At 59.0% G+C, this 25,493-nt stretch carries 23 protein-coding genes; 10 read left to right on the forward strand and 13 right to left on the reverse strand.

Annotation, left to right across the window (positions count from 1 at the left end):
• Positions 1-98: 98 nt before the first annotated feature.
• From NF685_RS03520 to uvrB, 5 genes are all read right to left on the reverse strand, one after another.
• Positions 99-797 (reverse strand): class I SAM-dependent methyltransferase, encoded by a 699-nt coding sequence (locus tag NF685_RS03520; RefSeq protein ID WP_222547827.1) that lies wholly within the window; start codon positions 795-797, stop codon positions 99-101.
• Between the two features lie 659 nt (positions 798-1,456).
• Positions 1,457-2,437, reverse strand: a complete 981-nt coding sequence (gene gshB / locus NF685_RS03525; RefSeq protein WP_252848622.1) for a glutathione synthase — start codon at positions 2,435-2,437, stop codon at positions 1,457-1,459.
• A gap of 148 nt (positions 2,438-2,585) precedes the next feature.
• Positions 2,586-3,083: a transcription elongation factor GreB gene (gene greB, locus NF685_RS03530; RefSeq protein ID WP_264813672.1), complete on the reverse strand. Its 498-nt coding sequence runs from the start codon at positions 3,081-3,083 to the stop codon at positions 2,586-2,588.
• Entirely contained in the window at positions 3,076-3,969 is an 894-nt protein-coding gene (locus NF685_RS03535; protein WP_252848623.1) for an aldose 1-epimerase, read from the reverse strand. Before NF685_RS03535 ends, greB begins: the two co-directional genes overlap by 8 nt.
• The gene (uvrB, locus tag NF685_RS03540) at positions 3,966-6,185 is read right to left on the reverse strand and encodes an excinuclease ABC subunit UvrB (protein ID WP_222548522.1); all 2,220 of its coding nucleotides are present in this window, start codon (positions 6,183-6,185) and stop codon (positions 3,966-3,968) included. Before uvrB ends, NF685_RS03535 begins: the two co-directional genes overlap by 4 nt.
• A 154-nt stretch (positions 6,186-6,339) precedes the next feature.
• Between uvrB and NF685_RS03545 the strand changes: the two genes are divergently transcribed.
• From NF685_RS03545 to glpK, 4 genes are all read left to right on the forward strand, one after another.
• The gene (locus NF685_RS03545; RefSeq protein ID WP_252848815.1) at positions 6,340-7,107 is read left to right on the forward strand and encodes a DeoR/GlpR family DNA-binding transcription regulator; all 768 of its coding nucleotides are present in this window, start codon (positions 6,340-6,342) and stop codon (positions 7,105-7,107) included.
• 117 nt (positions 7,108-7,224) lie between these two features.
• Complete coding sequence (gene glpD / locus NF685_RS03550) at positions 7,225-8,799, forward strand: glycerol-3-phosphate dehydrogenase (RefSeq protein WP_252848624.1); 1,575 nt, start codon at positions 7,225-7,227, stop codon at positions 8,797-8,799.
• 49 nt (positions 8,800-8,848) lie between these two features.
• The gene (locus NF685_RS03555; RefSeq protein ID WP_252848625.1) at positions 8,849-9,757 is read left to right on the forward strand and encodes an MIP/aquaporin family protein; all 909 of its coding nucleotides are present in this window, start codon (positions 8,849-8,851) and stop codon (positions 9,755-9,757) included.
• A gap of 71 nt (positions 9,758-9,828) precedes the next feature.
• The gene (gene glpK / locus NF685_RS03560; protein ID WP_222547833.1) at positions 9,829-11,364 is read left to right on the forward strand and encodes a glycerol kinase GlpK; all 1,536 of its coding nucleotides are present in this window, start codon (positions 9,829-9,831) and stop codon (positions 11,362-11,364) included.
• 61 nt (positions 11,365-11,425) lie between these two features.
• On the opposite strand, the gene NF685_RS03565 is transcribed toward glpK, so the two are convergent.
• A complete protein-coding gene (locus NF685_RS03565; RefSeq protein WP_252848626.1) occupies positions 11,426-12,091 on the reverse strand; it encodes a DUF2938 family protein in 666 nt (221 codons plus the stop codon).
• A 52-nt stretch (positions 12,092-12,143) separates the two neighbouring features.
• Complete coding sequence (locus NF685_RS03570; protein WP_252848627.1) at positions 12,144-12,290, reverse strand: hypothetical protein; 147 nt, start codon at positions 12,288-12,290, stop codon at positions 12,144-12,146.
• A gap of 193 nt (positions 12,291-12,483) precedes the next feature.
• On the opposite strand from NF685_RS03570, the gene NF685_RS03575 reads away from it, so the two are divergent.
• Genes NF685_RS03575 through NF685_RS03585 form a run of 3 tightly spaced genes read left to right on the forward strand, consistent with a single transcriptional unit; the run spans position 12,484 to position 15,580 of the window.
• A complete protein-coding gene (locus NF685_RS03575) occupies positions 12,484-13,752 on the forward strand; it encodes an SMP-30/gluconolactonase/LRE family protein (protein WP_252848628.1) in 1,269 nt (422 codons plus the stop codon).
• Positions 13,749-14,930 carry a major royal jelly family protein gene (locus NF685_RS03580; RefSeq protein WP_252848629.1) on the forward strand — a complete coding sequence of 394 codons (1,182 nt, stop codon included), beginning with the start codon at positions 13,749-13,751 and terminating at the stop codon, positions 14,928-14,930. The genes NF685_RS03575 and NF685_RS03580 overlap by 4 nt, the downstream gene beginning before the upstream one ends.
• Before the next feature lie 17 nt (positions 14,931-14,947).
• Positions 14,948-15,580 (forward strand): YagU family protein, encoded by a 633-nt coding sequence (locus NF685_RS03585; RefSeq protein WP_252848630.1) that lies wholly within the window; start codon positions 14,948-14,950, stop codon positions 15,578-15,580.
• Between the two features lie 41 nt (positions 15,581-15,621).
• On the opposite strand, the gene NF685_RS03590 is transcribed toward NF685_RS03585, so the two are convergent.
• Together NF685_RS03590 and NF685_RS03595 are read right to left on the reverse strand one after the other, a co-directional pair.
• A complete protein-coding gene (locus NF685_RS03590) occupies positions 15,622-16,041 on the reverse strand; it encodes a GNAT family N-acetyltransferase (RefSeq protein WP_252848631.1) in 420 nt (139 codons plus the stop codon).
• Positions 16,042-16,122: 81 nt separating this feature from the next.
• On the reverse strand, positions 16,123-17,232 hold the full coding sequence (locus NF685_RS03595; protein WP_252848632.1) for a zinc ribbon domain-containing protein: 1,110 nt from the start codon (positions 17,230-17,232) through the stop codon (positions 16,123-16,125).
• A gap of 157 nt (positions 17,233-17,389) precedes the next feature.
• Between NF685_RS03595 and NF685_RS03600 the strand changes: the two genes are divergently transcribed.
• Positions 17,390-19,012: an ABC-F family ATP-binding cassette domain-containing protein gene (locus NF685_RS03600; protein WP_252848633.1), complete on the forward strand. Its 1,623-nt coding sequence runs from the start codon at positions 17,390-17,392 to the stop codon at positions 19,010-19,012.
• Positions 19,013-19,154: 142 nt separating this feature from the next.
• Entirely contained in the window at positions 19,155-20,255 is a 1,101-nt protein-coding gene (locus NF685_RS03605) for a redoxin domain-containing protein (protein ID WP_252848634.1), read from the forward strand.
• A gap of 41 nt (positions 20,256-20,296) precedes the next feature.
• Here the strand turns inward: NF685_RS03605 and NF685_RS03610 are convergent, their stop codons facing one another.
• The gene (locus tag NF685_RS03610; RefSeq protein ID WP_252848635.1) at positions 20,297-20,812 is read right to left on the reverse strand and encodes a 2'-5' RNA ligase family protein; all 516 of its coding nucleotides are present in this window, start codon (positions 20,810-20,812) and stop codon (positions 20,297-20,299) included.
• Positions 20,813-20,902: 90 nt separating this feature from the next.
• Positions 20,903-21,586 carry a TetR/AcrR family transcriptional regulator gene (locus NF685_RS03615; RefSeq protein WP_252848636.1) on the reverse strand — a complete coding sequence of 228 codons (684 nt, stop codon included), beginning with the start codon at positions 21,584-21,586 and terminating at the stop codon, positions 20,903-20,905.
• A 76-nt stretch (positions 21,587-21,662) separates the two neighbouring features.
• On the opposite strand from NF685_RS03615, the gene NF685_RS03620 reads away from it, so the two are divergent.
• Entirely contained in the window at positions 21,663-23,072 is a 1,410-nt protein-coding gene (locus NF685_RS03620; RefSeq protein WP_252848637.1) for a cytochrome P450, read from the forward strand.
• Positions 23,073-23,107: 35 nt separating this feature from the next.
• Here the strand turns inward: NF685_RS03620 and NF685_RS03625 are convergent, their stop codons facing one another.
• Together NF685_RS03625 and NF685_RS03630 are read right to left on the reverse strand one after the other, a co-directional pair.
• Positions 23,108-23,941: an FkbM family methyltransferase gene (locus tag NF685_RS03625; RefSeq protein ID WP_252848638.1), complete on the reverse strand. Its 834-nt coding sequence runs from the start codon at positions 23,939-23,941 to the stop codon at positions 23,108-23,110.
• A 182-nt stretch (positions 23,942-24,123) separates the two neighbouring features.
• Positions 24,124-25,491, reverse strand: a complete 1,368-nt coding sequence (locus NF685_RS03630) for an ABC1 kinase family protein (protein WP_252848639.1) — start codon at positions 25,489-25,491, stop codon at positions 24,124-24,126.
• Positions 25,492-25,493 lie beyond the last annotated feature (2 nt).

Genomic DNA, 25,493 nt, shown 5'->3' on the forward strand with positions numbered 1-25,493 from the left:
CCGATACCACCGGTATCGTCATGGAACCCTGAAATCGAGGCCGGTCTGGTATGAACTGTCGGGCACGTATGTGTCAGGCAACCAGGGCCGTCTCGGTTTTACTTATCCTTCTCGAGCGGCAAAGTCACGAGTGTAAACAATCCGGCAGGCGGTACTGGCGTGATGGTTGCACGCGCCAGATCCTCAGGCGGCAGCAGGGATTCCATTGCGAAATCGGGATGCCATCCGAGAGAACGCGAGGCTCGTGCCATGCCCTTCTCTACAGCGAGACGCACACCGCCCGTTGCAAGAAAGTGGTTGACGAACAGGATATGCCCGCCCGGCTTGACCACACGCTTGAGTTCACCCAGCAGGCGACGCGGGCTGGGCACAACAGAGGCCACGAACATCGCAACAGCAATATCGAAACTGCCTGCCTCGAAACTGGTCGCTTCTGCATCCATTTCCAGCAGGTCATCGACGTTGCCGAGCTGCTGGTTGATCACACGCTGACGGGCACGTTCCAGCATCGCCTCCGAAAGGTCGATACCGGTGATGTGCTTGTCGCGATTATAGTGCGGCAGGGCGAGCCCCGTTCCCACACCAACCTCGAGCACCCTCTGGCCAGGAAGAGCGTTGACAGCAGCGACTGCACGACGTCGACCGAAAGCAGAGATACCGCCGAAAACGGAGTCGTATACCCGGGCCCAGCGACGATACGCCGCCCGAACCGCATCGGCATCGAGAGCCGAACGTGGCCGGGGATGGGCGTCGTCCAAAGAGGCAGTCGGGTCGATCAAGGGGTCCGGTCGTGTCATCAGGCTTCGTTCGTCTGGTCGCGAAAAATCATCTGTTCCGTCCTGATACCTGCATGCAGCCCGGAGGTAAAACCGGACCAGTCGTAAATCGCCTGACGTCAGCCAGCATGGCAGGCATCGAATTACCGCAAGGGTCTTATCCTATCTCCCCGCCACTGGCGAGAGCTGGTTTGCATTTCGTCACAGCCGAAGCCTAGAAGATCGGTAATAACAAGAGGCATCGAAAGCGCTTTACAGCGCTGGAACCGTCCAGGGGAGGTAAAGCTCAAAAATGTCGCATCTGAACATATATCTGTTCATTCTGGCGCTGGGCCTTTGGTCGTCAATTTATATCCTCAAGTTCAGAGAGGAAATAAAGCGGTGGTACCTGAACAAGTTCGACAACACCCCACCGCCCCTCCCTCCGGACGGAAAAATCCCGGAAGTGTCGCTTCCCTTCAATTATGCACCACCGCCCCCGGCGGACGAGTCCGGATCAAACGAAAGCGAAACCACAGGAGCGGGCGCCCCACCGGGCAAACCCGAAGAAGCGAGGCATGATAGCCCGCACCCCACGCGCGCGGCCGAGGCATCATCCGGAACGGGAACGGCCGGTTAAGCTTCCCCCGCTGAACACAGGGGAATGCCAGATCACGCCGGTTCCCGGGCCGCGTATTGTCTCAGGCCAGTCTTTTCTCGATTGCATCCCAGACGAGGCCTGCGCTGTTCATCGCGTTGAAGCGATCAAGCTCCTGCAGGCCGGTTGGCGAGGTCACGTTGATCTCGGTCAGCCAGTCGCCAATCACATCGATCCCGACAAAAATGAGCCCGCTATCACGCAGATGTGACCCGATGCGAGCGCAGATCTCCTTGTCGCGCGCCGTAAGCGCGACCGCCTCCGCTCTTCCGCCGACATGCATGTTCGACCGCGCCTCGCCTGTTGCGGGTACGCGGTTGATTGCCCCGATAGGCTCGCCATCGACAAGAATGATCCGCTTATCGCCCTTGCGTACGAGCGGCTCGTAACGCTGGATCATCAGGGGTTCGCGCGAACGGCTGAAATGCAGCTCGAGCAGCGAGGCAAAATTCTCGTCGCCTTCGCGGATACGAAAGATACCTGCGCCACCATTGCCGTAAAGCGGCTTGAGAATGACATCGCCGTAGCGCGAACGGAATTCGGCCAGTGCGTCCTTGTCCCAGGTCACCAGTGTGGGCGGCATAAGATCGGGAAAATGTGTGACCAGAAGCTTTTCCGGTGCATCGCGTACGGATTTCGGGTCGTTGACCACGAGCGTCTTGCCCGGCCCCACCCCGTGGACATGCTCGAGCATATGCGTCGCGGTAATATAGCCCATGTCGAACGGCGGATCCTGACGCATGAGAACGACATCGGTCTCGCCCAGATCAAGACGCGTCGGCTCGCCGAAACGAGCATGGTCACCCTTCACACGCTGAACGCGCACCGGACGCGCCAAAGCGGAAAGACGCCCATGGTGAAGCGTCGATTCCGCGCCGCCCTCACCCAGAACCAGCGATTCGACAGGATAGACGAAGAGCTCGTGCCCCCGGTTCTGCGCCTCCAGCATCAACGCGAAAGTCGAGTCCCCGTCGATATTGACGTGCTCAAGCGGGTCCATCTGTACGGCAATTTTCAGCGCCATCGTCCTAGTCCTTTTCACCCACGAAACACGCGGTCTGTTCATATAAGGAATAAAGGCATCTTGACCGGTCTGGACGCTCAAGGCCAGCCGGTCAGCAAGTATCTGCAACGATCGCACGCCGGATGCGCCACGGTTTGCAGCGTGTCGTTCAGTCCGGATAAGCGATCGACAGGATTTCCAGAATCACCGTTCCGTTCGGCGTCTGTAAATTGACCTCATCGCCAACACGACCGCGCATCAGGGCCCGCGCAACCGGCGATACCAGGGATATCTCGCGTCGTGTCAGATCGGCCTCGTCGCAACCGACGATCGTTACCTTATGGGTTTGATCGTTATCATCGACATAGGCAACCTGCGCCCCGAAAAACACGCGATCGCGCGTCGTCTGCGTCGCAGGATCGACGATGATCGCGTGCTCCAGCCGTTTGCCCAGAAAGCGCGCCCGCCTGTCGATTTCGCGCAGACGTCTTTTCCCATACAGGTAATCGCCATTCTCCGAGCGATCCCCGTTTCCTGCTGCCCAGGAAACGATCTCCACAATCTTGGGGCGCTCCACCTGCATCAACTCGCGCAGCTCTTCACGCATACGCGCAGCCCCGCTAGGTGTCAGATACTGCGACAGCGCATTACGCTTTTCCTCAGCCACGCCGTTCAGCAATCCTGTAGCGAATGACACCGGAAATGCGCGCGCCGGGTGGCAGAACATGCAGCCCGTTTTCAAGCAGCTCGGGATGATTGAGCGCATTATTCATGTTCGAAACCGCTTCTACCGCAACAAACGGCTTTTCCGGCGCGGTGAATACGACCAGATGCTGGAAGATCGGGTCCGCAGTCATATGGAGTTCGTAGCCGGCCGATGGATAGCCCAGCGTGGCACTGCCCGACCAACCTGCAAAGCAGTTATCGAGACGTAGCGCCCCGATCTCGCGCGTCTTGTCGAAATCGAAGTCGCCTGTACAGGGAACCTGATCGACAGGGAGCATATCCGGGCCGTTCTCCCACATGGAGCGTGCGGTAAAACGCAAGGTCATATCGTCGCTGCGCGCGAAAAACGGGTGAAACCCCATACCGACGGGCTGCGGCCTGTTGTCGCGGTTAGCGATCAGAATCTCCACATCGAGCCCATCCGGCCTGAGAACGAAGGAGAGCACCGAACGATAGGCGAATGGCCATTGCGAGGCGTTGTCGCCTTTGGACGGATCATGATCGAGGACAAGAATGGCGCGTTCCGCATCGCTTTGCGCGACGGTCCACTCCCTCTCCCAGCCATTGCCATGGATGGCATGCGCTTCCGCCACAAAATTCCGGGCCAGCGTATAATCGACGCCCTCGAAGCTGAAATGCCCCTGCGCAACGCGGTTGGAGAACGGCACGAGCGGATAGCCCGCGACCGGCGTATTTTTCTGCGCAGCAAGATTTGGGTCGGCCGTCGGCACAAGAAGATCACGTCCGCGCAGACGCCAGAAAGCAAGACTGCCCCCAAGGGCGGGCAAAAGCCCGATATGCGCTTCGCCGATTCTGAGTTCGATCATCCCGCTTTTCTCCTGCCACCGCCACGCTTCTTGGCCGGGTCGTAACCGCCGCCGCCCGGACCGAGAGGACGCGGTGTCTTGTCCTTGCTTCTGAAACCGCTACGCCCTGCCGTCGAACTGGGCAAGGGAGGCGGTTCAAGACCGAGATCGATGGCTTCAAGCCGCTTGATCTCGTCACGCAGACGCGCAGCCTGTTCGAAATCGAGATCAGCAGCAGCGGCGCGCATGCGTTTTTCGAGATCCTGAATCGAAGCTGCCAGCGATTTACCGACGAATTCCTGCGTATCGCCCGCTTCATCAGGACCGACCGTGACGTAATCCTGCTCGAAAACAGACGACAGCGCATCGCCAATACGCGACCGCACCGTTTGTGGCGTAATACCATGCGCCTCGTTCCATTCGACCTGACGCGCACGGCGACGCGCTGTCTCTTCAATCGCAAATTCGAGCGATCCGGTCATTTTGTCGGCATAAAGCAGCACACGCCCGTCGACATTACGGGCAGCGCGTCCGATCGTCTGAATGAGCGATGTGCGACTGCGCAAAAAGCCTTCCTTGTCCGCGTCGAGAATGGCGACCAATGCACATTCCGGGATGTCGAGTCCCTCACGCAGCAGGTTGATCCCGACCAGCACATCGAATGCCCCGAGACGCAGATCGCGTATGATCTCGATACGCTCCAGCGTATCCACATCGGAATGGAGGTAGCGCACCTTGATGCCCGCCTCGCCCATATACTCCGTCAGATCCTCGGCCATACGCTTGGTCAGGGTCGTGACAAGCACGCGCCCGCCTGCATTGATCGTATCGCGTGCCTCGGCCAGAAGGTCGTCCACCTGCCCTTCGACGGGACGCACGATGGTGACCGGATCGATCAGCCCGGTCGGACGAATGATCTGCTCGGCAAAAACTCCGCTCGTGCGCTGCATTTCCCAGGGGCCGGGCGTTGCTGAAACGAACACGCTTTGCGGGCGCAGGGCCTGCCATTCCTCGAACTTGAGCGGTCGGTTGTCCAGACAGGACGGCAGACGAAAACCGTATTCGGCCAGCACGGATTTGCGCGCATGGTCTCCTCGCGCCATGCCGCCAATCTGCGGCACGGTCACATGACTTTCATCCACAATCAGCAAGGCATCTTCGGGCAGGTATTCGAACAGGGTGGGCGGCGGATCGCCCGGCCCGCGTCCCGACAGATACCGTGAATAGTTCTCGATTCCCTTACAGGCGCCTGTGGTCTCGATCATCTCCAGATCGAAGATCGTGCGCTGCTGAAGACGCTCCGCCTCAAGGAGCTTACCTGCGGCATTCAGCTCATCGAGACGCTGACGCAACTCGGCCTTGATGCCGATCATGGCCTGATTGAGCGTCGGGCGAGGCGTCACATAATGCGAGTTGGCGTAAACGCTGATTTCCGAAAGATCGGCCGTCTTGTTGCCGGTCAGAGGATCGAATTCCGTTATCGCCTCGATCTCATCGCCAAAAAGCGAAACGCGCCATGCGCGATCCTCGTTCTGCACCGGGAAAATATCGATCTGCTCACCACGCACACGAAACGTGCCGCGCTCGAACGCAGCGTCGTTGCGACGGTATTGCAGTTCGACCAGCGCCTTGATCAGCTGGTCACGATCGATGGCACCACCTGCCTCGAGCTTGACCACCATACGCGAGTAGGTCTCGACAGAACCGATACCGTAGATACACGACACCGACGCCACGATGATCACATCGTTACGCTCAAGCAGGGCCTGTGTCGCGGCGTGGCGCATACGGTCGATCTGCTCGTTTATCTGGCTGTCTTTCTCGATATACGTATCCGAGCGCGGCACATAGGCTTCGGGCTGATAGTAATCGTAGTACGAAACGAAATACTCGACCGCATTATCAGGAAAGAACTGCTTCATCTCACCATAGAGCTGGGCAGCGAGCGTCTTGTTGGGCGCAAGGATGAGCGTCGGCTTCTGCGTTGCCTCGATAACCTTGGCCATGGTGAAGGTCTTGCCCGACCCGGTCACGCCCAGAAGGACCTGATCGACCTCGCCGTCATTCACGCCCTGTGTCAGTTCGGCAATGGCGGTAGGCTGATCGCCCGCGGGCTCGTAATCCGATTTGACCACAAGACGCCGAAGCTTCTCCTTGACCGGTTGGCGTTCGGGTCTGAACCCCATGAGCCGGTGCTCGGGGATTGCTTCCATCGTGGATCGTGATGCTGTCGACATGGCTGTGAAATGGGCTTTCGAAAGGGCTGTCACAAGAGCTGGACCGGAAGCGGATGAGGATGACCGGAACAAGATGCCCGGGTAGGGTAAAAGGGCAGGATTGTCGTAACCGATGCTGCATGACAGAACGCCTCATGACAGACAGGGGTTCATGATGCAGGATATCCTCAATTCTCCCCGGCACAGGCAGATCGTCGCCCTGGTTCAGGCGCATGGTTTCATGTCGAACGAGGATCTGGCTCAGCGCCTCGGTGTGACCGTGCAGACCATAAGGCGTGACCTCAACGCCCTGTCGGAAGCCGGTCATGTCGCGCGTTATCATGGGGGCGCGAGCCCGGCTTCTTCAACCGAGAACATTGCCTATGGTGAGCGCCAGACGCTTCATTCGCGCGCCAAGGAGGCCATAGGTCAATGCGCCGCCCGGCTCATTCCCGATGGCAGCTCACTGTTCATCAATATCGGCACCACGACCGAGGCCTTCGCGCGCGCCCTGACCGCCCATCGGGACCTGCATGTCATCACCAATAACCTGCATGTTGCTGTCGCCCTCTCGCCCAGACGGGATTTCCGGACCGTTCTGGCGGGCGGCCTTGTACGCCCGCAGGATGGCGGGATTGTCGGTGCGGGGGCGACAGAATCGCTGTCGGGTTTCAGAGCCGATTTCGGGGTAATCGGCATAAGCGGCATCGAGGAGGACGGGACCCTGCTCGATTTCGATCTGGACGAAATCCAGTGTGCCCGTGCGATCATGCGCCATGCCAGACGGGTCATCCTGCTGGCCGATCATACCAAATTCACGCGCAGCCCCGTCGGTCGCGTCGGCGATCTGAGCGCCATCGATGATTTCGTGACAGATCGCGCGCCCTCACCCGCATTTCAGACCAGCCTCGCCGCCGCCAATGTGACACTTCACATCGCCTGACCCACATTTTGCGATCCGATAACACGAATGCGTTATTACTAACGTTTCATGTTCGCTTTTTTTCGTTTTGGTTCTATCCAGACCTTCGACTTCGTTCCCTTCGAAAGGTCTCATGCCATGTCCGGCGTTTCCCCCAGCAAGACGACAGCGGCTTCCGGTCCGATCGATCATGACCTGCTGATTGTAGGAGGCGGGATCAACGGCGCAGGTATTGCACGCGATGCCGCAGGCCGTGGCCAGAACGTGCTGCTGGTCGAAAAGGACGATCTGGCCAGTCACACCTCATCGGCCAGCACGAAGCTGATCCATGGCGGATTACGCTATCTTGAATATTATGAGTTTCGCCTGGTGCGTGAGGCACTCAATGAGCGCGAAAATCTTCTGCGCATCGCGCCGCACATCATCTGGCCCATGCGATTCATCCTCCCGCATTCCACCATGCTGCGCCCGGCCTGGCTGCTTCGTACCGGTCTGTTCCTGTACGACAATCTATGCCGGGTCATGACGCTGCCGAAAACGCGCATTCTGAAACTGCAGCAGGACCCCGCCGGAAAGATCCTCCGGTCCGAGTACAAGAAGGGGTTCGAATATTCGGATGGCTGGGTGCAGGACAGCCGTCTGGTCGTGCTTAACGCCATGGATGCCGCAAGGCGTGGTGCCACTATCTGCACACGCACAAAACTCGTCTCGGCCGAGCGTCTGGCAGATCGCTGGATCGCAACACTGGAAGACGTGTCCACAGGCGAGACACGTCACGTCACGGCGCGTGCTCTCGTCAATGCGGCAGGCCCTTGGGTGGCCGAACTGCTGCAGGACAAGCTTGCGGTCAGAAGCCGCAATCATGTCCGCCTCATCAAGGGCAGCCATATTATCGTGCCACGCCTCTTCGAAACCGAGCAGGCCTATATCCTGCAGAATCCCGATCGTCGTATCGTCTTTGCCATTCCCTACGAAAAAGATTTTACCCTCATCGGCACAACCGACATTCCGTGGGAGCAGGATCCGGGTTCGGTGACGATCTCCCCCGAGGAAGTGACGTATCTCTGCGACAGCGTGAACCGCTATTTCAGGCACAGCATTTCCCCGAAAGACGTGGTCTGGAGCTATGCCGGTGTACGCCCGCTCTATGACGATCATTCGGGTAGCGCTTCTGCCGTCACACGCGATTATGTGCTCGATCTCGATCACAGCGCCGCACCCGTTCTGTCCGTTTTCGGCGGCAAGATCACCACCTATCGCAAGCTGGCCGAGCACGCGCTCGAAAAGCTCGCACCACACCTGAAAAATCTGTCGGTCACGTCATGGACCGCCACCGCCCCTCTGCCCGGTGGAGATTTTGCACGGGCAGATTTCGACGCGAAAGTGCGGTCCCTGATGATGCACCATCCGGACCTCACCCGCGACACGGCAACCCGCCTCATGCGCAATTATGGCACGCTGGCGGAGACATCGATCCTCGCAAGCGGAACGTCACTGGGCGCATGTCTGGGGGCGGATCTTTATGAGGCCGAACTGACCTATCTGATCGATCATGAATGGGCGCGCAGTGCAGAGGATATTCTCTGGCGACGCTCGAAACTCGGCCTGCGCTTTTCCCCTGAGGAAACGCGCGCGCTTGAAGATCATATCAACCGGCATCTGCACCGAAACAGCTCATCCATCGAGGCTAGGCCCGCGCACGCGCTCGCCTGAACGCCTCTCCCGCTTTTCCCCCTCCCCTCTGGCTGACGGACATGCTCTCATGTCAGAAAGAAAGCGTTTTCTCGGCGAACTGATTTCAGAATTCATCGCCGTCCTCATCATCATCATTTTCGGCGACAGCGTCGCGGCAATGATCGTGCTCTATGACCCCAACCCCTATCAGAACGCCTATTGGGGCGTTGCCATTGTCTGGGGGCTTGGCGTCACTTTTGCCATTTATGCGACAGGTGCCGTCTCCGGCACCCATGCCAATCCGGCCGTTACGCTGGCACTTGCCCTGTATCGCGGCTTTTCATGGAAAAAGGTCCTGCCTTATTGCGCAGCGCAAGTCCTGGGCGGCATTGCGGGAGCCGCCGTCGTCTATCTCAACTTTCACCCGGTCATCGATCATTACAACATGACCCATCACTTCACCCGTGCGGGCGATGGCGGGGCGGCTGGCGTGTTCTTTACCCATCCCGGCCTTGCGGTGACGGCCATGCATTCCTTCGTGGTACAGATCGTCCTGACCGCCGTGCTCGTCTTCGGTATTTTCGCCATCACCTGCCAGTATAATACACAGGCCCCGCAAGCGAATTCGGGGGCACTGATCATCGGGCTTCTGGTTGCGGCCATCGGTGCTTCTTCAGGATTTCTCGACGCCTGGGCCATCAATCCCGCCCGTGATTTCGGCCCCCGTACATTTGCCTATTTCGCGGGCTGGGGCGCATCGGCCTTTCCCTCGCCGCAGCATTACTGGTGGGTGCCTATTGCAGGGCCGCTCGTCGGCGGGGTTGTCGGCGCAGGAATTTACCAGTTCACGCTGCGCCCCTTCATGCCCAACTACAATCCCGGTACGGCTTTACCCGGCAGCGACGTGACACCTGAACTGTCCTCGCCAAAGGTAACGACAGTCAAACCCGCGCCCGTCTTTACCCCGACAGGGGGTGAGGCAACGCCTCTGCCCTGATCCTTCGGCCGATTTCCGATTATCCTGCTCTTTATTACAGGCTCCCATGGAGCGCTCTGAGGACCATTATCATGACCCGGAAAACCCATATTCTCGCCATCGATCAGGGCACGACATCGACACGCAGCATCGTGTTCGACAACAGGGCCAAGGCACTCTCGCTGTCCCGCCGCGAGTTTACCCAGCATTACCCCAGTCCCGGCTGGGTCGAGCACGATGTCGAGGATATCTGGCGCGATGCCCTCGATACCGCGCGGGAGGCCATCGACCAGTCCGGGGGCATCGACGCCATCGCCGGTCTGGGCATCACCAGCCAGCGTGAAACCATCGTGCTCTGGGAGCGCGCAACCGGCAAACCGGTTCACCGTGCCATTGTCTGGCAGGATCGCCGCACGGCGCAGTTCTGCGCCGAGCTCAAGCGCGATGGCGCCGAAGACATGGTGCGCGACAAAACCGGCCTGCTGCTCGACCCCTATTTTTCTGCCAGCAAAATCACCTGGCTGCTCGATAACGTGCCGGGGCTGCGTGACCGTGCCGAAGCGGGCGAGATCGCCATGGGAACGATCGACTGCTTCCTGCTCTGGCGCCTGACCGGCGGCAAGGTTCATGCCACCGATGTGACCAATGCCAGCCGTACCGCGCTTTTCAATATTCATACGCAGGAATGGGACCGTGACCTTCTGGCCCTGTTCAATGTGCCTGCGGCCCTTTTACCTGCCGTGTGCGACAACAGTGGCGATCTGGGAATGACCGACCCGGCGCTTTTCGGCAAATCCATTCCCATTGGCGGCATGGCCGGCGACCAGCATGCCGCACTTGTCGGACAGGCCTGTTTCAGGCCGGGCATGGCGAAGGCCACTTATGGCACGGGCTGCTTCATGCTGCTCAACACCGGTGAGAAACCTGTCACCTCCCATCACAGACTGCTCACCACGATCGGCTATCGCATCAACGGACGCACCACCTATGCGCTCGAAGGTTCGATCTTCGTCGCCGGTGCCGCCATCAAATGGCTTCGCGACGGGTTGCATCTGATCACCCACGCCTCACAGACCGACGATATGGCGACACGCGTGCCCGACAGTCATGGGGTATATATGGTACCGGGATTCGTTGGGCTGGGCGCTCCGCACTGGGACCCCGACGCACGCGGTCTGATCTGCGGTCTGACCCTTGGCTCGACCGAAGCCCATATTGCCCGGGCTGCTCTGGAATCCGTCGCCTACCAGACATTCGATCTGGCGCATGCCATGCGCGAGGATGGTGCCATGCAGGCACAGACCCTGCGTATCGATGGTGGCATGTCGGCCAATGACTGGTTTTCGCAATTTCTGGCCAATATTCTCGACACCGATGTGCAACGCCCGGCCGATCTCGAAACGACAGCGCTTGGCGCCGCTTTTCTGGCGGGACTTGCAACAGGCGTCTGGCAGTCTCTGGAAGAAATCGGCACGATCTGGAAGCAGGAGCGCCTGTTCACCCCGGATATCGATCCTGCCCTGCGCCTTACCCTGCTCCACGGCTGGCAGGATGCAGTGCGACGCACACTGACACCACCGTCCGATCTCGCCGCCCCGTCAACAGCGCATCACGTCAGAGCGGCCTGAACGTTTCCCCCAAGGGCGGCAGGATTGTTCTGCCGCCCTCAAGGCGTGTTCGACTGCCTTTTCAGAAGCAGGCAGCGAAGGCCGAGGCGGCGGCATACTGGCCGATTGTGAAAACGGCATGTGCCAGAAGGACCAGACCGTACAGCTTGAGCGGGTTCGGTGTTTTCAGCCCCAGAAAACCGCCGCCCATACCCGGGACCATTAGCGTCAAACCGGCAATCGTGGTCAGGACGAAGCCGATGAGAATGACAGGTATCCAGCCGGGTGCGGCGATATAGCCGGTGCCCCAGAACACGGGAAGCATAGCGGCATAGGCGCACCCTACGACATAGTGGAACAACCATCCGAGACCGTGTTCGCCCGGTGTGTAGACGCCGCTGGAAGTGGGTGAAAAGAAGAATTGCCCCCGAGTCATACCAAGCAGCCAGTGCCCCACGGCTCCCCAGTTGCTCTGGGGAATGCCGACCGCTTTTTCGAGAACAAGCGCATAAAGATCGAGAATCAGGGTCGACACGACACCGACCACAATCGTGAAAACGAGAATGGCGCCCAAGGGGTGCGAGAGAAAACTGTCCATCAAGGTCATCCTGCAAAAACCACCATGGAAATCGCACAGGGCCATCTCGTCAGCGGCTGAAGCGCCCTGAATGACAGATCCGTCATCTACCAGCCAGATCGCAACAGGCGAGCAGGCCGTCACGCAAGCAATAGTGATCGTTCGGCTCATGATGGCGACGCCAGGGGGATGACATGAGGCTGAAGAGACAATCTGCCGGCGATCAACAGATCGGGTAGAAAATGCGGCTACTGGCCGAGCCAGCAGTCAAATACGGTCGTGCCTCAAAGCCTGTCCCCGAACAGAGAAAGCCTGTCTGCTCAGGGCGCACATAGAGCGGCAGGGCGATCACGAATAGTGATCGGGTCATTCGTGAATACTCATAGCCTTGAGCATGTCTGTTTCTTAATGTGATTTCTAACGTCATTATCACAGTTTTGAACAGAGGCGTTATTATCGGCATTGAGACGCCGGGCAAACAACCGGAAGCCGGATCTGCTCGTTTGCAGAACGCAGGTTCGCGGAACCGGATTCACCCTTTCAGCAGGAAGATACGTATCGTCATGACCAGCCCCACTCTTCCTCCTCATGGCTCTACCCGGCATACGAGAAGACGGATGCTCAGTCTGGGAGGTGCGATGATTAGCGGAGCCCTCCTGACGGCGCTTCCACGCTCGCGTGCTCTGGCTGCACAAGCAGGACGCACTACCGCCGACGCGCCAATCGACCCGCCAAGCGTTGTCAGCACACCCGCACGCATATGGGGCCCCGATGCACCGGTAGCCTTCACTCCGGACCCCGATATCATTTTCTACGACCCTGAATTTTCGGCTGTTATTCTGGATAATGCTCCCCTCACTCAGGCGTGGAAAGGCAAAGTCCTGTGGCTTGAGGGGCCGGCCTGGTCGAGTGATGGGCGCTTCATGGTGGTCAGCGATGTCATGGGAAGCACGCAATATCGCTATCTCCCCGAGGAACGGCTGCTCACTGTATTCCGCAAGGAAAGCTATCATTCGAACGGGAATACGTTCGACCGTGAAGGGCGGCTCATTACCTGCGAGCATGGCATGCGACGGGTCATACGATGGGAGCATGACGGGCGCTGCACCGTGCTCGCAGAGTTTTTCGAAGGCAAGCGTCTCAACTCACCCAACGATATCGTGGTCGATAGCGACGGCGGCATCTGGTTTACCGACCCACCTTACGGCGACAGGTTATGGGAAGGCCATCCGGATGCGCCGCGCGAGAATGCGCCGACAAAGGGCAATCTCACATGGAACCTCGATCTTGAAGCGACGGAACAGATAGGCGGACAGCAGGGTCAGGCAACCCATGTTTTCCACCTGGATCCTGAAACGCGCAAACTGACGGCCGTGCTCGACGGCAATGCACTCGCCGGACCGAACGGCCTGTGTTTCTCGCCAGACCAGAGGACGCTCTATATCGTCTCCAGCGAGAAAGCAGCATTCAGCCCCAAAGGGGGCGGATACCGCAATATCTACGCTTTCGACGTACAGAAGACAGGCGACGGCGGGCCCGCGCTGACGAACCAGCGTGTCCTGGCCGACATGACACTAGGCGGTCACAAGCTCATGCCGGACGGCATCAAGGCCGACCGGCTGGGCAATCTCTGGGTCGCGGCCAATGGCCCGCTCGGGCTGTGTGGCGTGTTTGTCTATAATTCAAAAGGCAAAATGATCGGGCGGCTGCGCCTGCCACGCAGCGTCTCCAATCTGTGTTTCGGCGGCACACAGCGCGATCGCCTGTTCATGTGCGCCGAAAACACGATTTTCACTCTGGATGTCGCCACACAGGGAGCCGGTCTGTCATGAAATTCGTTACCCTCACCATGAGCACGTGCGCTGCACTGACCGTCGCCGCTTTTGCGGTTGCGCCAGTTCAGGCGGCACCGCCGCCAGCCGATACGCCAATCGCTGCGCCGCAAGCTGCGAAACCCGATCTGGAAGTAGTCAAACGCTTTCCAGCCGATTTCAACATGATTGGCGTTGGCGTGTCGCATTCCGGTCTGGTCTATGCCTCGGCCCCCGCGACCATGAAGCGGTACAGCGCAAGCGTCGTGAAAATCGACCCGAAAACGAAAGACCTTCTGCCGTTTCCCGATGCGGGCTGGAACCGGTTCGACCCTCATCCGGTCAACAAGGAGGTCTGGGTTTCGGTTCCGGCTCTGTGGGTAGACGATCGCAACCATCTCTGGGTTCTCGATTCCTCCCTGCCCTCAGTCGACCAGAAAATCCTTCCGCCCAAGCTTGTGGAATTCGATGCGGAAACCGGTCAGCTTTACCAGATCTATCATTTCGGCCCGGATATCACGCCTGAGGACTCACTGAACGATGTCCGCGTCGATACGCGCACGCGTACGGCCTATATCACCAATGAGTGGGGGCGCGGCGGGCTTGTGGTCATGGACCTCGATACCGGCGCCTACCGTCTGGTTCTGGCCAATACGCGTTCGGGGGTGGCAGATCCCAAGCAGCACCTGCATATCTATGGTGAACTCGCCCGCAAGAAAAACGGCGATCTGCCAGTGACACAGGATGACGGCATTGCCCTCTCTCCCGATCGCAAGTGGCTCTATTATCGCCCTCTGACCGATCATCATTACTGGCGTATCGCCACAGCCGATCTTCGCAATGCGAAACTGAGCGATGCCGAGCTCGACAAGCGGGCACAATATCTCGGTCAGTCCGTCATGAGCGGCGGCATCGAAATGGACGCATGCAAGAGGCTCTGGGTTGGCGATATCGAAGATCACGGCCTTTACGCCCTGAGCTTTCCGCCAGAAGCAAAGGAGCCGAAAATCGACTTTGCCTATCGTGACCCTGCAATCCTCGACTGGGCGGATGGCTTCGCGATTGCCAATAACTGGCTCTACATTTCCGATTCACATCTCGATGAGCTGGCTTTCAGCAACAGCCGCCCTGTGTCAGGACCGACCACGATTTATCGTATGAAACTCCCTGCCTGCACGACAGGGACGGCCAACCCGTAGAGACAAGATCAATAACAATGACCCCGACCGGGAACGAGACTGCAATTCCCTCCCTGCGCGCCGCCCTAGGGGCCGCCCTGTGGGCCGGTTTTATCGGTGGGAATCTTTCAAGCTTCGTCAAATGGGGGACGGAAGTTCCCCTACCGCCCCGCACACCCGACCGGCCCAGTCCCCCTGCGGAGATGCTGCGCGATTTCGGGATCGATGTGCATGGGCTGGTCTATCACTACTCGGATCATCTTGTGCAGGGCGGCGTCCTGCTTGTGCACCACCTGTTCTCGATCGTTTTCGCGCTTCTCTATTGCGTGATCTGGCTGCGCTACCCGCGTATTGCCATGGGTCAGGGCATTGTGTTCGGGCTTGTCGTCACCGTGGTCTTTCACGGCATGGTCCTTCCGCTCGGTCACTGGGCTCCGGCACTATGGAATCTGCCGCGCGCCGAAATCCTGTCGGAGACGGTCGGTCACATGCTCTGGGCCTGGGCGATCGAGCTTGTACGCAGACAATTCATGCCCCAACAATTCGTAACCGGGCAGTTCGCAACCGGACAGTTCACGAGCGGGCATTCCGATACCAATGCCCCGTCTTCGCACTTATCGTCGCCGGGCGGCGTATTATCCCCTGCCCAGGCCCGGGATGCGAAAATCTGATGATGACAAAAGCAGTCTACTCATAAGCAGGGTGGCGAAAATCAGAGCATCAGCGCCAGACGCTGATGCTCTATCGGCCCCTTGAAAAACACGGTGCCCATAGGCTCCATGCCGAACCGGGCGTAAAATCCGAGTGCAGTGCTGCGCGCATCGAGTTCCAGACGCGCAATACCAAGAGTACGGCATGTCTGTATGGCCTCGCGCATCAGAACGCTTCCAACCCCCTGCCCCTGACAATCGGCAGTGACAGCAAATTTTCGCAGCTGATACAGCCCGGGCCCGATGGGACAGAGGGAAAGGCACCCAACCAGTCGCTCGCCCAGAAAAGCACCCAGATGTGTCGCTTCCGGATCCTGCGGAACGCGACATTCATCTTCGCTGAGGCTGGGCCAAAGCACTTCACGCCGCAGGGGCAGGCATTGCTCGGTTGAAATCGGAGCGATGCGCAACGCGTTCAGCATGATCGGTTCTCCTTGCAACAAATCCAGATCGAAAAACGAGGACCAGTAAATAAAGACCAGTAATGGCGGGAATACGGTTTCTTAGGGTGCCGAATGCGGCTCGATGGGTGAGACACCGGTATCGGGTGGGACGACAGGGGTACTTGTTGTGCCCTCGATGTCCTGACCGAGGTCTTCCGCGCCACAGCTCATGCAGTACCGGTTGAACGCCATGTTGCGCGTGTCGCATCGCGCGCAGTGCTGAAACAGCGTCAATCCGCAATGAACGCAGAAATTCGTATCGATCCCTTCACCCAGCACGATCGGGCGATCGCAATCGGGGCAGATTTTCTTTTCGATCTTGGCATAGGCCTGCTCGCGATCGACACGCTGCCGGCGCTCCTTTTCAGACTCTGCTTCTGCTGCGCGACGGCGCGAAAGATAAGCCTGCATGTTCCGTATGAGCACGACGCACACCAGTATGGTGAGAAGCGCACCCACACCATAACGGACATACCCGCCATAGCTCGGCAGATAAGGCACAAGCTCGATAAAGAACGCATAGAGCGAGGCCAGGACGAAACCACGATAAAGCGGCCAATAGGCACTCTGCCGCCGGCGCAGAACAAGAAAACCCGCAATGGCCAGAAGGGGCAGCGTGAAGGCCAGGCGCATCATAAAAACGCGGAGCTGCGCCATGAAAATGGCACGCATGTAAACCGGGTGATAGGCGTTTCTCACGCCCTCGATTTCTCCCTCGACCGCTGCGTTCTGACTGTCGAGATCATGATCGCGCTGATCGAGCGCGTCGACCTTGCGTTTTGCCGCGTATTCCGCCTGTTGCAGGTGTTCGAGTGCCTGCGTGCGGTTCAGCAGTTCGGTATCCTGACGCGGATCGGTAATCGCCTTGCGCGTTTCCACCCAAGCCTGAAAGGCTTCCTTCGCATTGCTTGTCGCGCTACGCGCCGCCTGCAGCGCGATCTCGTCGATTTCGCGCTCGGCCCGCAATGCATCGCGCTGCGCCTTGATCGTGCCGATCCGCTGCGTCAGCTCGGCTGGATAGGTCGGAGCATAGTCGACATCGCCCGCATTCCTGGGCAGATCACCGATAATCCGACCGCCGAGCCCGACCAGAAAAACGGCAAAAGCAGCCGAGACCACCCACATCGCGAGGGCATAAAGGCGCTCCGGAAGACGATTTCCTTTTTTCATTTTGTTCTATCCATCATCCTGCACGCAGATAGCGGCGCATCACGATGAAGGAAGCGCGATCCTGCATCGGCGTCAAATTGAACCCTCGTGATCGCAATTGCACAATATGAAGCAAGACCGTATCACCCCCTCATTCTCCCGAAGACCCAGAGGTTCCATGATCCGTCTTGATTCGATCAGCAAACAGAATGGCCAGCGCGTCATCTTTATCGAGACCAGCGCAGCGATTCAGAAAGGCGAGAAGATCGGCCTTGTTGGACCCAATGGTGCAGGCAAGACAACACTCTTCAGGTTGATCACGAAGCAGGAAGTGCCCGATGAAGGTCAGGTCTTTCAGGATCGTGGCACCACGATCGGGTTTTTCAGCCAGGATGTTGGCGAGATGGAAGGCCGCTCGGTCGTGGCCGAGGTCATGGACGGCGCAGGAGAAGTCGCAAAAATCGCCGCAGAACTGGCCGAGCTGGAAGCCGCCCTGTGCGACCCCAATAAAATGGACCAGATGGAAGCCATTCTCGAACGCTTCGGTGACGTTCAGGCGCGCTTTGAGGAACTGGGCGGATACGGTCTGGACAGCCGCGCACGCGAAGTGCTGCACGGTCTCGGTTTCTCACAGGAAATGATGGCAGGCGATGTCGGGCTGCTTTCCGGCGGGTGGAAAATGCGTGTCGCTCTGGCGCGCATCCTGCTCATGCAGCCCGATATCATGCTGCTTGACGAGCCGAGCAACCATCTCGATCTGGAGAGCCTGATCTGGCTTGAGCAATTCCTCAAGACCTATGAGGGCGCCTTGCTCATGACGTCGCATGACCGTGCCTTCATGAACCGCGTGGTCAACAAGATCCTCGAAATCGATGGCGGCACGCTGACTTCCTATACGGGCGATTACGAATTCTACGAGCAGCAGCGTGCGCTGAACGAAAAGCAGCAGCAGGCCCAGTTCGATCGTCAGCAGGCCATGCTGGCCAAGGAAATTGCCTTTATCGAGCGCTTCAAGGCGCGTGCGTCTCATGCCGCGCAGGTGCAGAGCCGCGTCAAGAAACTCGACAAGATCGACCGTGTCGAACCGCCGCGCCGCCGACAGACGCTGTCTTTCGATTTTGCCCCTGCCCCGCGCTCGGGCGATGCCGTGGCAACGCTTAAACAGGTCAGCAAGGCCTATGGCACGCGGACGATCTATCAGGATCTCGATCTGATGATACGACGTCAGGAGCGCTGCTGTATTCTTGGCGTCAACGGTGCCGGCAAATCCACGCTGCTCAAGCTGATTGCCGGTGTGAGCGAACCCGATACGGGCACGGTCAATATCGGCGCCAGCGTGAAGATGGGCTATTTCGCCCAGCACGCGATGGATCTGCTTGATGGCAGCCGCACGATTTTCGAGACGCTCGAACATGAATTCCCGCTCGCCGCGCAGGGCACGCTTCGTGCACTTGCCGGTGGGTTCGGCTTTTCGGGTGACGATGTCGATAAATATGTAAGCGTGCTGTCAGGGGGCGAAAAAGCCCGTCTGGTCATGGCGCTCATGCTGTTCGATCCGCCGAATTTCCTCGTGCTCGATGAACCGACAAACCATCTCGATATCGACACGAAAGAAATGCTGATACGCGCCCTGTCGAATTACGAGGGCACGATGCTGTTCGTTTCGCATGACAGACATTTCCTCGGTTCCCTCTCCAACCGCGTTCTTGAAGTCACGCCTGAGGGGCTGCACCGCTACGATGGCGGCTATCACGAATATGTTGCTGCAACCGGTCAGGAAGCCCCCGGCCTGCATGTATGATCGGTCGCTCATGGCCGACCTGACGGAGCTGAGCGCGCGTGCCCAATACGGGCACGTCTCTCAATCTGCCTTACCCCTTTAATACGCCGCTCATTTCATCACCGCATTTTTTGAAACCGCACAATTGCGGTCAGGATTTCCATTGTCTCATTTTTCTTACGCACCCCCTGTCGACCGCCCCGTCGCACGCCTGGGCGCCGCACTGGTTGCCTCAGTCCTGCTCTGTCTGGGCACACGGCACGCCACATACGCGGCCGGACAGGCCAATGCGTCGGCGCAACCGGATACAAACAGCCCCGCCTATATCGCCGAAGATCCGGCTCTCGCAGGACTGATAGGCAGGCCGGCTCCTGCTCTCGTCTACACGACCCTTTCGGGGCAAAATCTCGACCTGAGCCAGATCTACGGGCGCAAGCCGGTCTATCTCAAGCTCTGGGCCACCTATTGCATCCCATGCCGTGCCCAGATGCCTGGGTTCGAGGCAATGTACAAAACCTATGGCGACCGTCTTTCGATTGTTGCTGTGGATATCGGCTTTGGTGAAACACCAGACAAGGTCAGGGCTTTCGTCCAGCGCACAGGGCTGACAATGCCTGTTGTGATGGATGACGGAAGGCTTGGCGACTGGCTCGGCATACGCGCCACGCCGCTGCACGTGCTGATCGACCGCAATGGGCGTATTGCCTATGCAGGCCATCAGGATGGTCCAGCCCTGCTGGCGGCCATACAGCATGTCATCGACATGCCGCGCGACAGGAAAACGCTCCTGCTCTCAAGACCAGGCGCCGCAGTTGTCCTGAAAAAAGGCGACGTTGTCCCTGTTTTCGCATCCGGTGAAAACGGCTCTCCCCTTGTTTCGAACCATGCGGACAAGGCGCAGGCGCTTTATTTCACGGCACCCTGGTGCGAGACCTATCTGAAAGATCTGGAGCCCAAGGTTGCGCAATCCTGCGCGGTCATGCGGCAGCGTGTTAAGGCCAGCGCATCCACGGGCAAGCTGATCTGGAAAGCCGTGGCGGCCCGTTTATGGACCGAGCCAGGCGATATGGCCCCCTATCAGGCAGAGCTTGGCAACCGTATCCCGCTTGTGCTGGACACGGACGGCACGATTTTCAACCGCTTTGGCATAAGGCAGATCCCGGCCATCGCGCTGATCGACCGTACCGGGCATCTGCGACAGATCGTCGACGGCTCGGACAGTCAGGCGCAGGCTAAAATCGCAGCTTTTGCCAAGGAGAACTGAACCGAAGTGCGAACTGAACCGGCTAACGCGCACGGGCAGCTTTATCGGACCGTCAATGCAGTCCGCGCAAGCAAGGTCCATGGGCCGCCGTCATAGCGCCAGACGCGCAGAGCCGCAGCATGGCATTGTTCTGGATGCGATTGCTGGCTGAGCGTCTCCAGCAGGCTGCGCGCCTGTTCGGGAGTGACCTTGTTCTGGACTGTCAGATGCGGCCGCCAGGGGGCCGCGTCCTGTCTCGTCAGCCTCTCCTGTCCGACCAGAGACACCAGCTCGTCGCGTAACACGGCAAGAGCGGGGCTACGCACGGTATAGGCAACACCACGCCCGAGAAGATAGGGCGCTCCTATCGTGACTTCAGGAGCAGGACGTGGCTGATCGAGATGCGCGCACACGCTCCCCCGATAATCGGCAGGCAAGGCATGAAACAGGGTCACATGCGCCGGGACGATATTCCGTTCTGGCGGAAAATGGGCTTCGCGCATCCGCTGCGCCCATTCCTGCGTCGATGCATCGAATTCGAGCGTCACGATAAGAGGGCGTGCATCCTGCTGGTTCATGCTGGTTTCGACGCTCCTGCGGTCATGGCGTAACCCAGGAGACGCGCGATCCTGCACGCAGGTTGCGTGGCAAACGCCCCCTCTCCCGTTTCAGCCACCAGCTGGCGCAGTATAGGCGAGCAATTCGGGGTGCCGCTTCATGATCAGCCGTGTCAGCCAGGTGCGATAGGGCGCAACCAGCGCCATGATCTGCCCGAAACCCCAGGCAAGATGCGTGTCATCAGGATCGGCAATACCCGTTTGATGAACCACGTAACCGAGCCAGTAACTCGACACGATAAAGATATTGGCGACGAGGGGCGGTATGGCTTCGTCATCGATCGAAAGCGCTTTTACGTGCCGCAACTCTCGGATCATGGTGGTGACCTGTGCCGACAGCGTGGCGTTCAACGCCATGGCCGCGTCCTGACACTCAGGTGCGAGCCTGAAAAGGGCGTTGCCGTCACGCATGAGCGCCCGATAACGCCAGCTGAGCGTGCACCACGCTCTCAGCAGGCCTGTAGAATATCCGATGAGTGAGTTCAGTTCCACCCGGGTGACGGGGCGGCCGCTGGCAGGCCTTGTCTGAAACAGGGTTCGGGCCTCGGCATCGAACAAGGCGAACAGGGCAGTGACCAACTGCCCCTTTGTCTTGAAGTAATAATAGAGATTGCCCTCATTGAGGCCGCATCGCTCAGCGAGTTCGCGCGTGGTCAGACGATCAAACCCGACCTCGTTCGAGAAGCAGCGTGCTTCCTCAAGAATTCGTGATCGTGTCGTGCTTACACGGGCCATTATGGGTCTCGCAATCTAAGGTGTTCACCTTATATGGTTCTAAGGTATAAACCTTAGATACTGGAGTGCGCTGACCATGTCATCCATGCTCGGCAGGATTGCCGCCTTTCCCGCCCAGATCCACGCCCTGCGCAGCCTGTTCGACAATCCGGTCGATGCACTGCCCGAGGCCGTCTTCAGCGAGCGCATTGTCGAACGCCACCTGATGCGCCAGCATATTGTCTATGTCTGCGCGCCCGATCTCGTGCGCGAGGCGCTGGTCACGCACAGCGCATTTCTGGACAAGGGCGAGGGTCTGCGCAGAGCCATCGGGCCTGGGCTGGGTCAGGGTCTGCTGTCGGCGGAAGGTGATCAGTGGCGCTGGCAGAGGCAGGCGCTCGCGCCTGTTTTCCGCCCTGCCGGTACTGCCGCTTTCCTTCCTGCCATGCTCCGTGCGACGGATCGCTGCGTACAGGATCTCGCTCTGTCGGAAGGCAAGGTCGAAATCGATCAGGTGATGATGCGTCTGACGGGACGGATCATTGTCGAGACCATGCTGAGCGATCCCGAAGCGGTCGATGCCGATGGTCTTGCCACAGGGCTTGCCACTTTTCTGAAGCAGACGCGCTGGAGCCTGCTTGGCGATATGCTCGGAACACCCGAATGGCTTCCCCATCCGGGCAAGGTCGAAGGAATGCGCGCAGCACGCGCTTTGCGGCGTGCAGCCATGGCGCAGATTGGCCGCAGACGGGCGGCACTGTCCCCCGCCCCGGACGATCTGCTATCGCGGCTGCTGCAGGCAAGGGACCCGGAAACCGGACGCGCCATGAACGATGAGGAGATCGTCGATAACCTGCTGACCTTCCTGACCGCAGGTCATGAAACCACTGCGCTCGCGCTGGCCTGGACGTTCGACAGGCTTGGGCGACACCCCGAAACCCTGCGCGCCGTCCAGGCCGAAATCGATGCCTGCTTCGCACAGATCGATCCCGATGCGACCGGTCCTGTCGAGAGTTCTTCCGCAGACGTCCCGAACGCAACAACACTGACGATGGACCATCTGCAGGACCTCGACTTCACGCGTGCCGTCCTGCGTGAGTCGATGCGCCTCACCCCGCCAGCGCCTATCATCGTTCGTGAGGTACGAGAGAATTTCACGCTCGACTCTGTTCGCCTCACGCGCGGAACGCGGCTCGTCGTGCCTATCTATGCGATCCATCGCCATCATGCTCTGTGGGAGGCCCCGGAAATTTTCGATCCCTCCCGCTTTCTGGGAGCGAACAGTGCCGGCAAGGGAATGGATCGCTATGCCTATCTTCCGTTTGGCGCGGGGCCACGTATCTGCATCGGCGCGCATTTTGCTGAAACCGAGGCGCTCGTCATTCTCGCGACCATGCTGCGCCGCCTCAAGCTGACCCCCCTGCTGCGCGACGCTCCTCCCGGGAAGATGGAAATCACTTTCCGACCCGCAAAGCCGCTCCTCATGGCCGTCCAGCGTCGTGCCTGACAGCCCGACCGGGCAGGATATTGCCGGACTGACTGTCAGATCGTTTTCATGCGTTTGTCGGGCATGGGGTGCCGGTCTGCATCCACGATTTCGGGCAGGCCGCGAATATCCATCTCCAACCTGCGCGGAATGCAGAGCATGTTGCAGGAATACAGGCGAGGGTAGATATTTTCCCGCTCACCTCTGAAATTGGCTTCATTGAACAGAGGTGTGACATGCCACCAAAGCCGGTAATCAAGTTGCCAGAGATATCTGATCAGGGCAGCTGACTGATCCAGCCTGTCATTCTCCATATAAATGACTGGCTGGTTCACCTCGATCGTCTCAGCGGCACCGCGCAGGACCTCCATCTCGAAGCCCTCCACATCGATCTTCATCAAACGGACAGGCCTGTCCCTCACCCAGTCATCGAGCCTGACACAGGGCACCTTTACAGTGTTGCTACCCTGGGTTCGACTCAGCGACACCCCGCCGAAATTACCCAGATGATGATAATCGGGTTTTTCGAAAGAAAGCGTTCCCGGCTCCGACGCGCAGGCAAAATTCCATGCCGACACATTGTCGAGCGCGTTAAGCGCAAGGTTTGCGCACAGATTCTGGAACAGGAAGGGCTGCGGTTCGAACACGACCAGATCGCCCCCGACAGCACGCGCAGCCTGTGCCAGGGCTACGGTCTGGCTGCCGTTATTACCCCCTATTTCCACCACTGTTCCCGGCTCTGCAATGAAGAACCTGAGCAGCTCGACCTCGTGTTCGCAGTATTCTCCGTATCTGAGCAGAGCCTGCCCGATATAGTAATCGAAACGATTGATAAGCATGGTGCCGTAGCGGCACTGTGCCATGTCGTAAGGTGAGGAAGGCTGCTTCATAGGCGCTGTCTGAACCGATCCGTGGCGGGTCTGCTGGCAGTAGCCCAAATACCTTGCCTGCAGAACGCAGCCTGCGCTCACAAAACCGGAAGGCTGCTTTCAGACGATGTCGTGGCACAAACTTGGAACAGATACGCCAAGCTGCGCCCGCTCCTGTTGCATGGTGAACGGGCTGTGCGTCCTCAGAGGCTTTCGAGCGGCGGCGGAACGCGTGCGTCAGCAAGGGCGATCTGCTGGCGCTCGGCAAGGGCTACCTCGTCGAAATCCGCGATGAGTTCCTGAAACAGCTTGTGCCAGTTCAGTTTGGCCTTGAGACGCAGGAACACACTCCCGAGCCCGATGGCAGAACGATCGACAAGGACGAACTCACGAGACGGACGCACACCGCCGGTACGCTTGAGACCTTCGTAAACACGCTCTGCTATGTCGCGCCCGAAATTGGGGTCGTCGCTTTCCTGAATGAAGCGCTCGCGGTCATCCATGAGCGGACCGTAGATGAAACGGGCCCATTCATTCAGCACGGCCGCGGTGTCGCGTGAGATCCCCTTGAAACCCCAGGCTTCATAGGCCGCAAAGGCCATCTCTTCGTTGTTGTCACGCAGCGCATTGAAGAGGTCGATGATACCCTTGATGAAATGGGGCGGGAAAATACGGATTGCCCCGAAATCGAGCAGGTTCAGCCCCCAATCCGGCCGTACCGTGAAATTGCCCATATGCGGATCGCCATGGATGATCCCGTAGCGATAGACCGGGGTGTACCAGGCCTTGAACAGGGCGGTCGCAATGGCATTGCGCTCTTCCTGGCTCGGATTGGTATCGAGAATTTTCTGTATACCCCGGCCGGAGACCCATTCCATGGTCAGCAGACGGCGTGTGGAAAGTGCCTCGACCGGAAGTGGCACGGTCACTTCGGTAATATGCTGGAGCATATCGTGATAAAGGCGCATATGGGACGCCTCGCGCTCGTAATCGAGCTCCTCGCGCAGGCGTTCCTCAAGCTCGCGCACCACCTCATCCTGCTTGATGGCAGGCAGGAACTGCTGCACCAGCCCCACAACGACACGGAACTGGCGCAGATCGGATTCCACGGCCGCATTCATATCCGGATATTGCAGTTTGCAGGCCACATCCTGCCCGTCTGCCGTCACCGCGCGATGCACCTGACCGAGACTGGCAGCCGCCATGGCCTGGTGGGAAAACGACCGGAACTGACGCTCCCAGTTCACGCCAAGCTCCGTCACCATGCGGCGGCGTACGAAGCTCCATGCCATCGGCGGCGCATTGGCCTGGAGCTCGGCAAGCTGGTTGGCGTATTCCTCAGGCAAGGCGCCGGGAATGGTCGAGAGGATCTGAGCGCCCTTCATGAGCGGTCCCTTGAGACCACCGAGGGCTGCACGCAGATCATTGGCGTGAATGGCCTGATTGGATTTGAAGCCAAGCTTGTTGCCGATCACGCGGGTAGCGATACCGCCCACGGTTCCCGAGGCACGCGCCATACGCTTGAATTCGCCGAACAGGCCGGTCTGGTCCAGATCTTTGGGGGTGCTCATCG

Source organism: Asaia lannensis NBRC 102526 (assembly GCF_024054035.1).
In the GTDB taxonomy this organism is placed as follows: domain Bacteria; phylum Pseudomonadota; class Alphaproteobacteria; order Acetobacterales; family Acetobacteraceae; genus Asaia; species Asaia lannensis.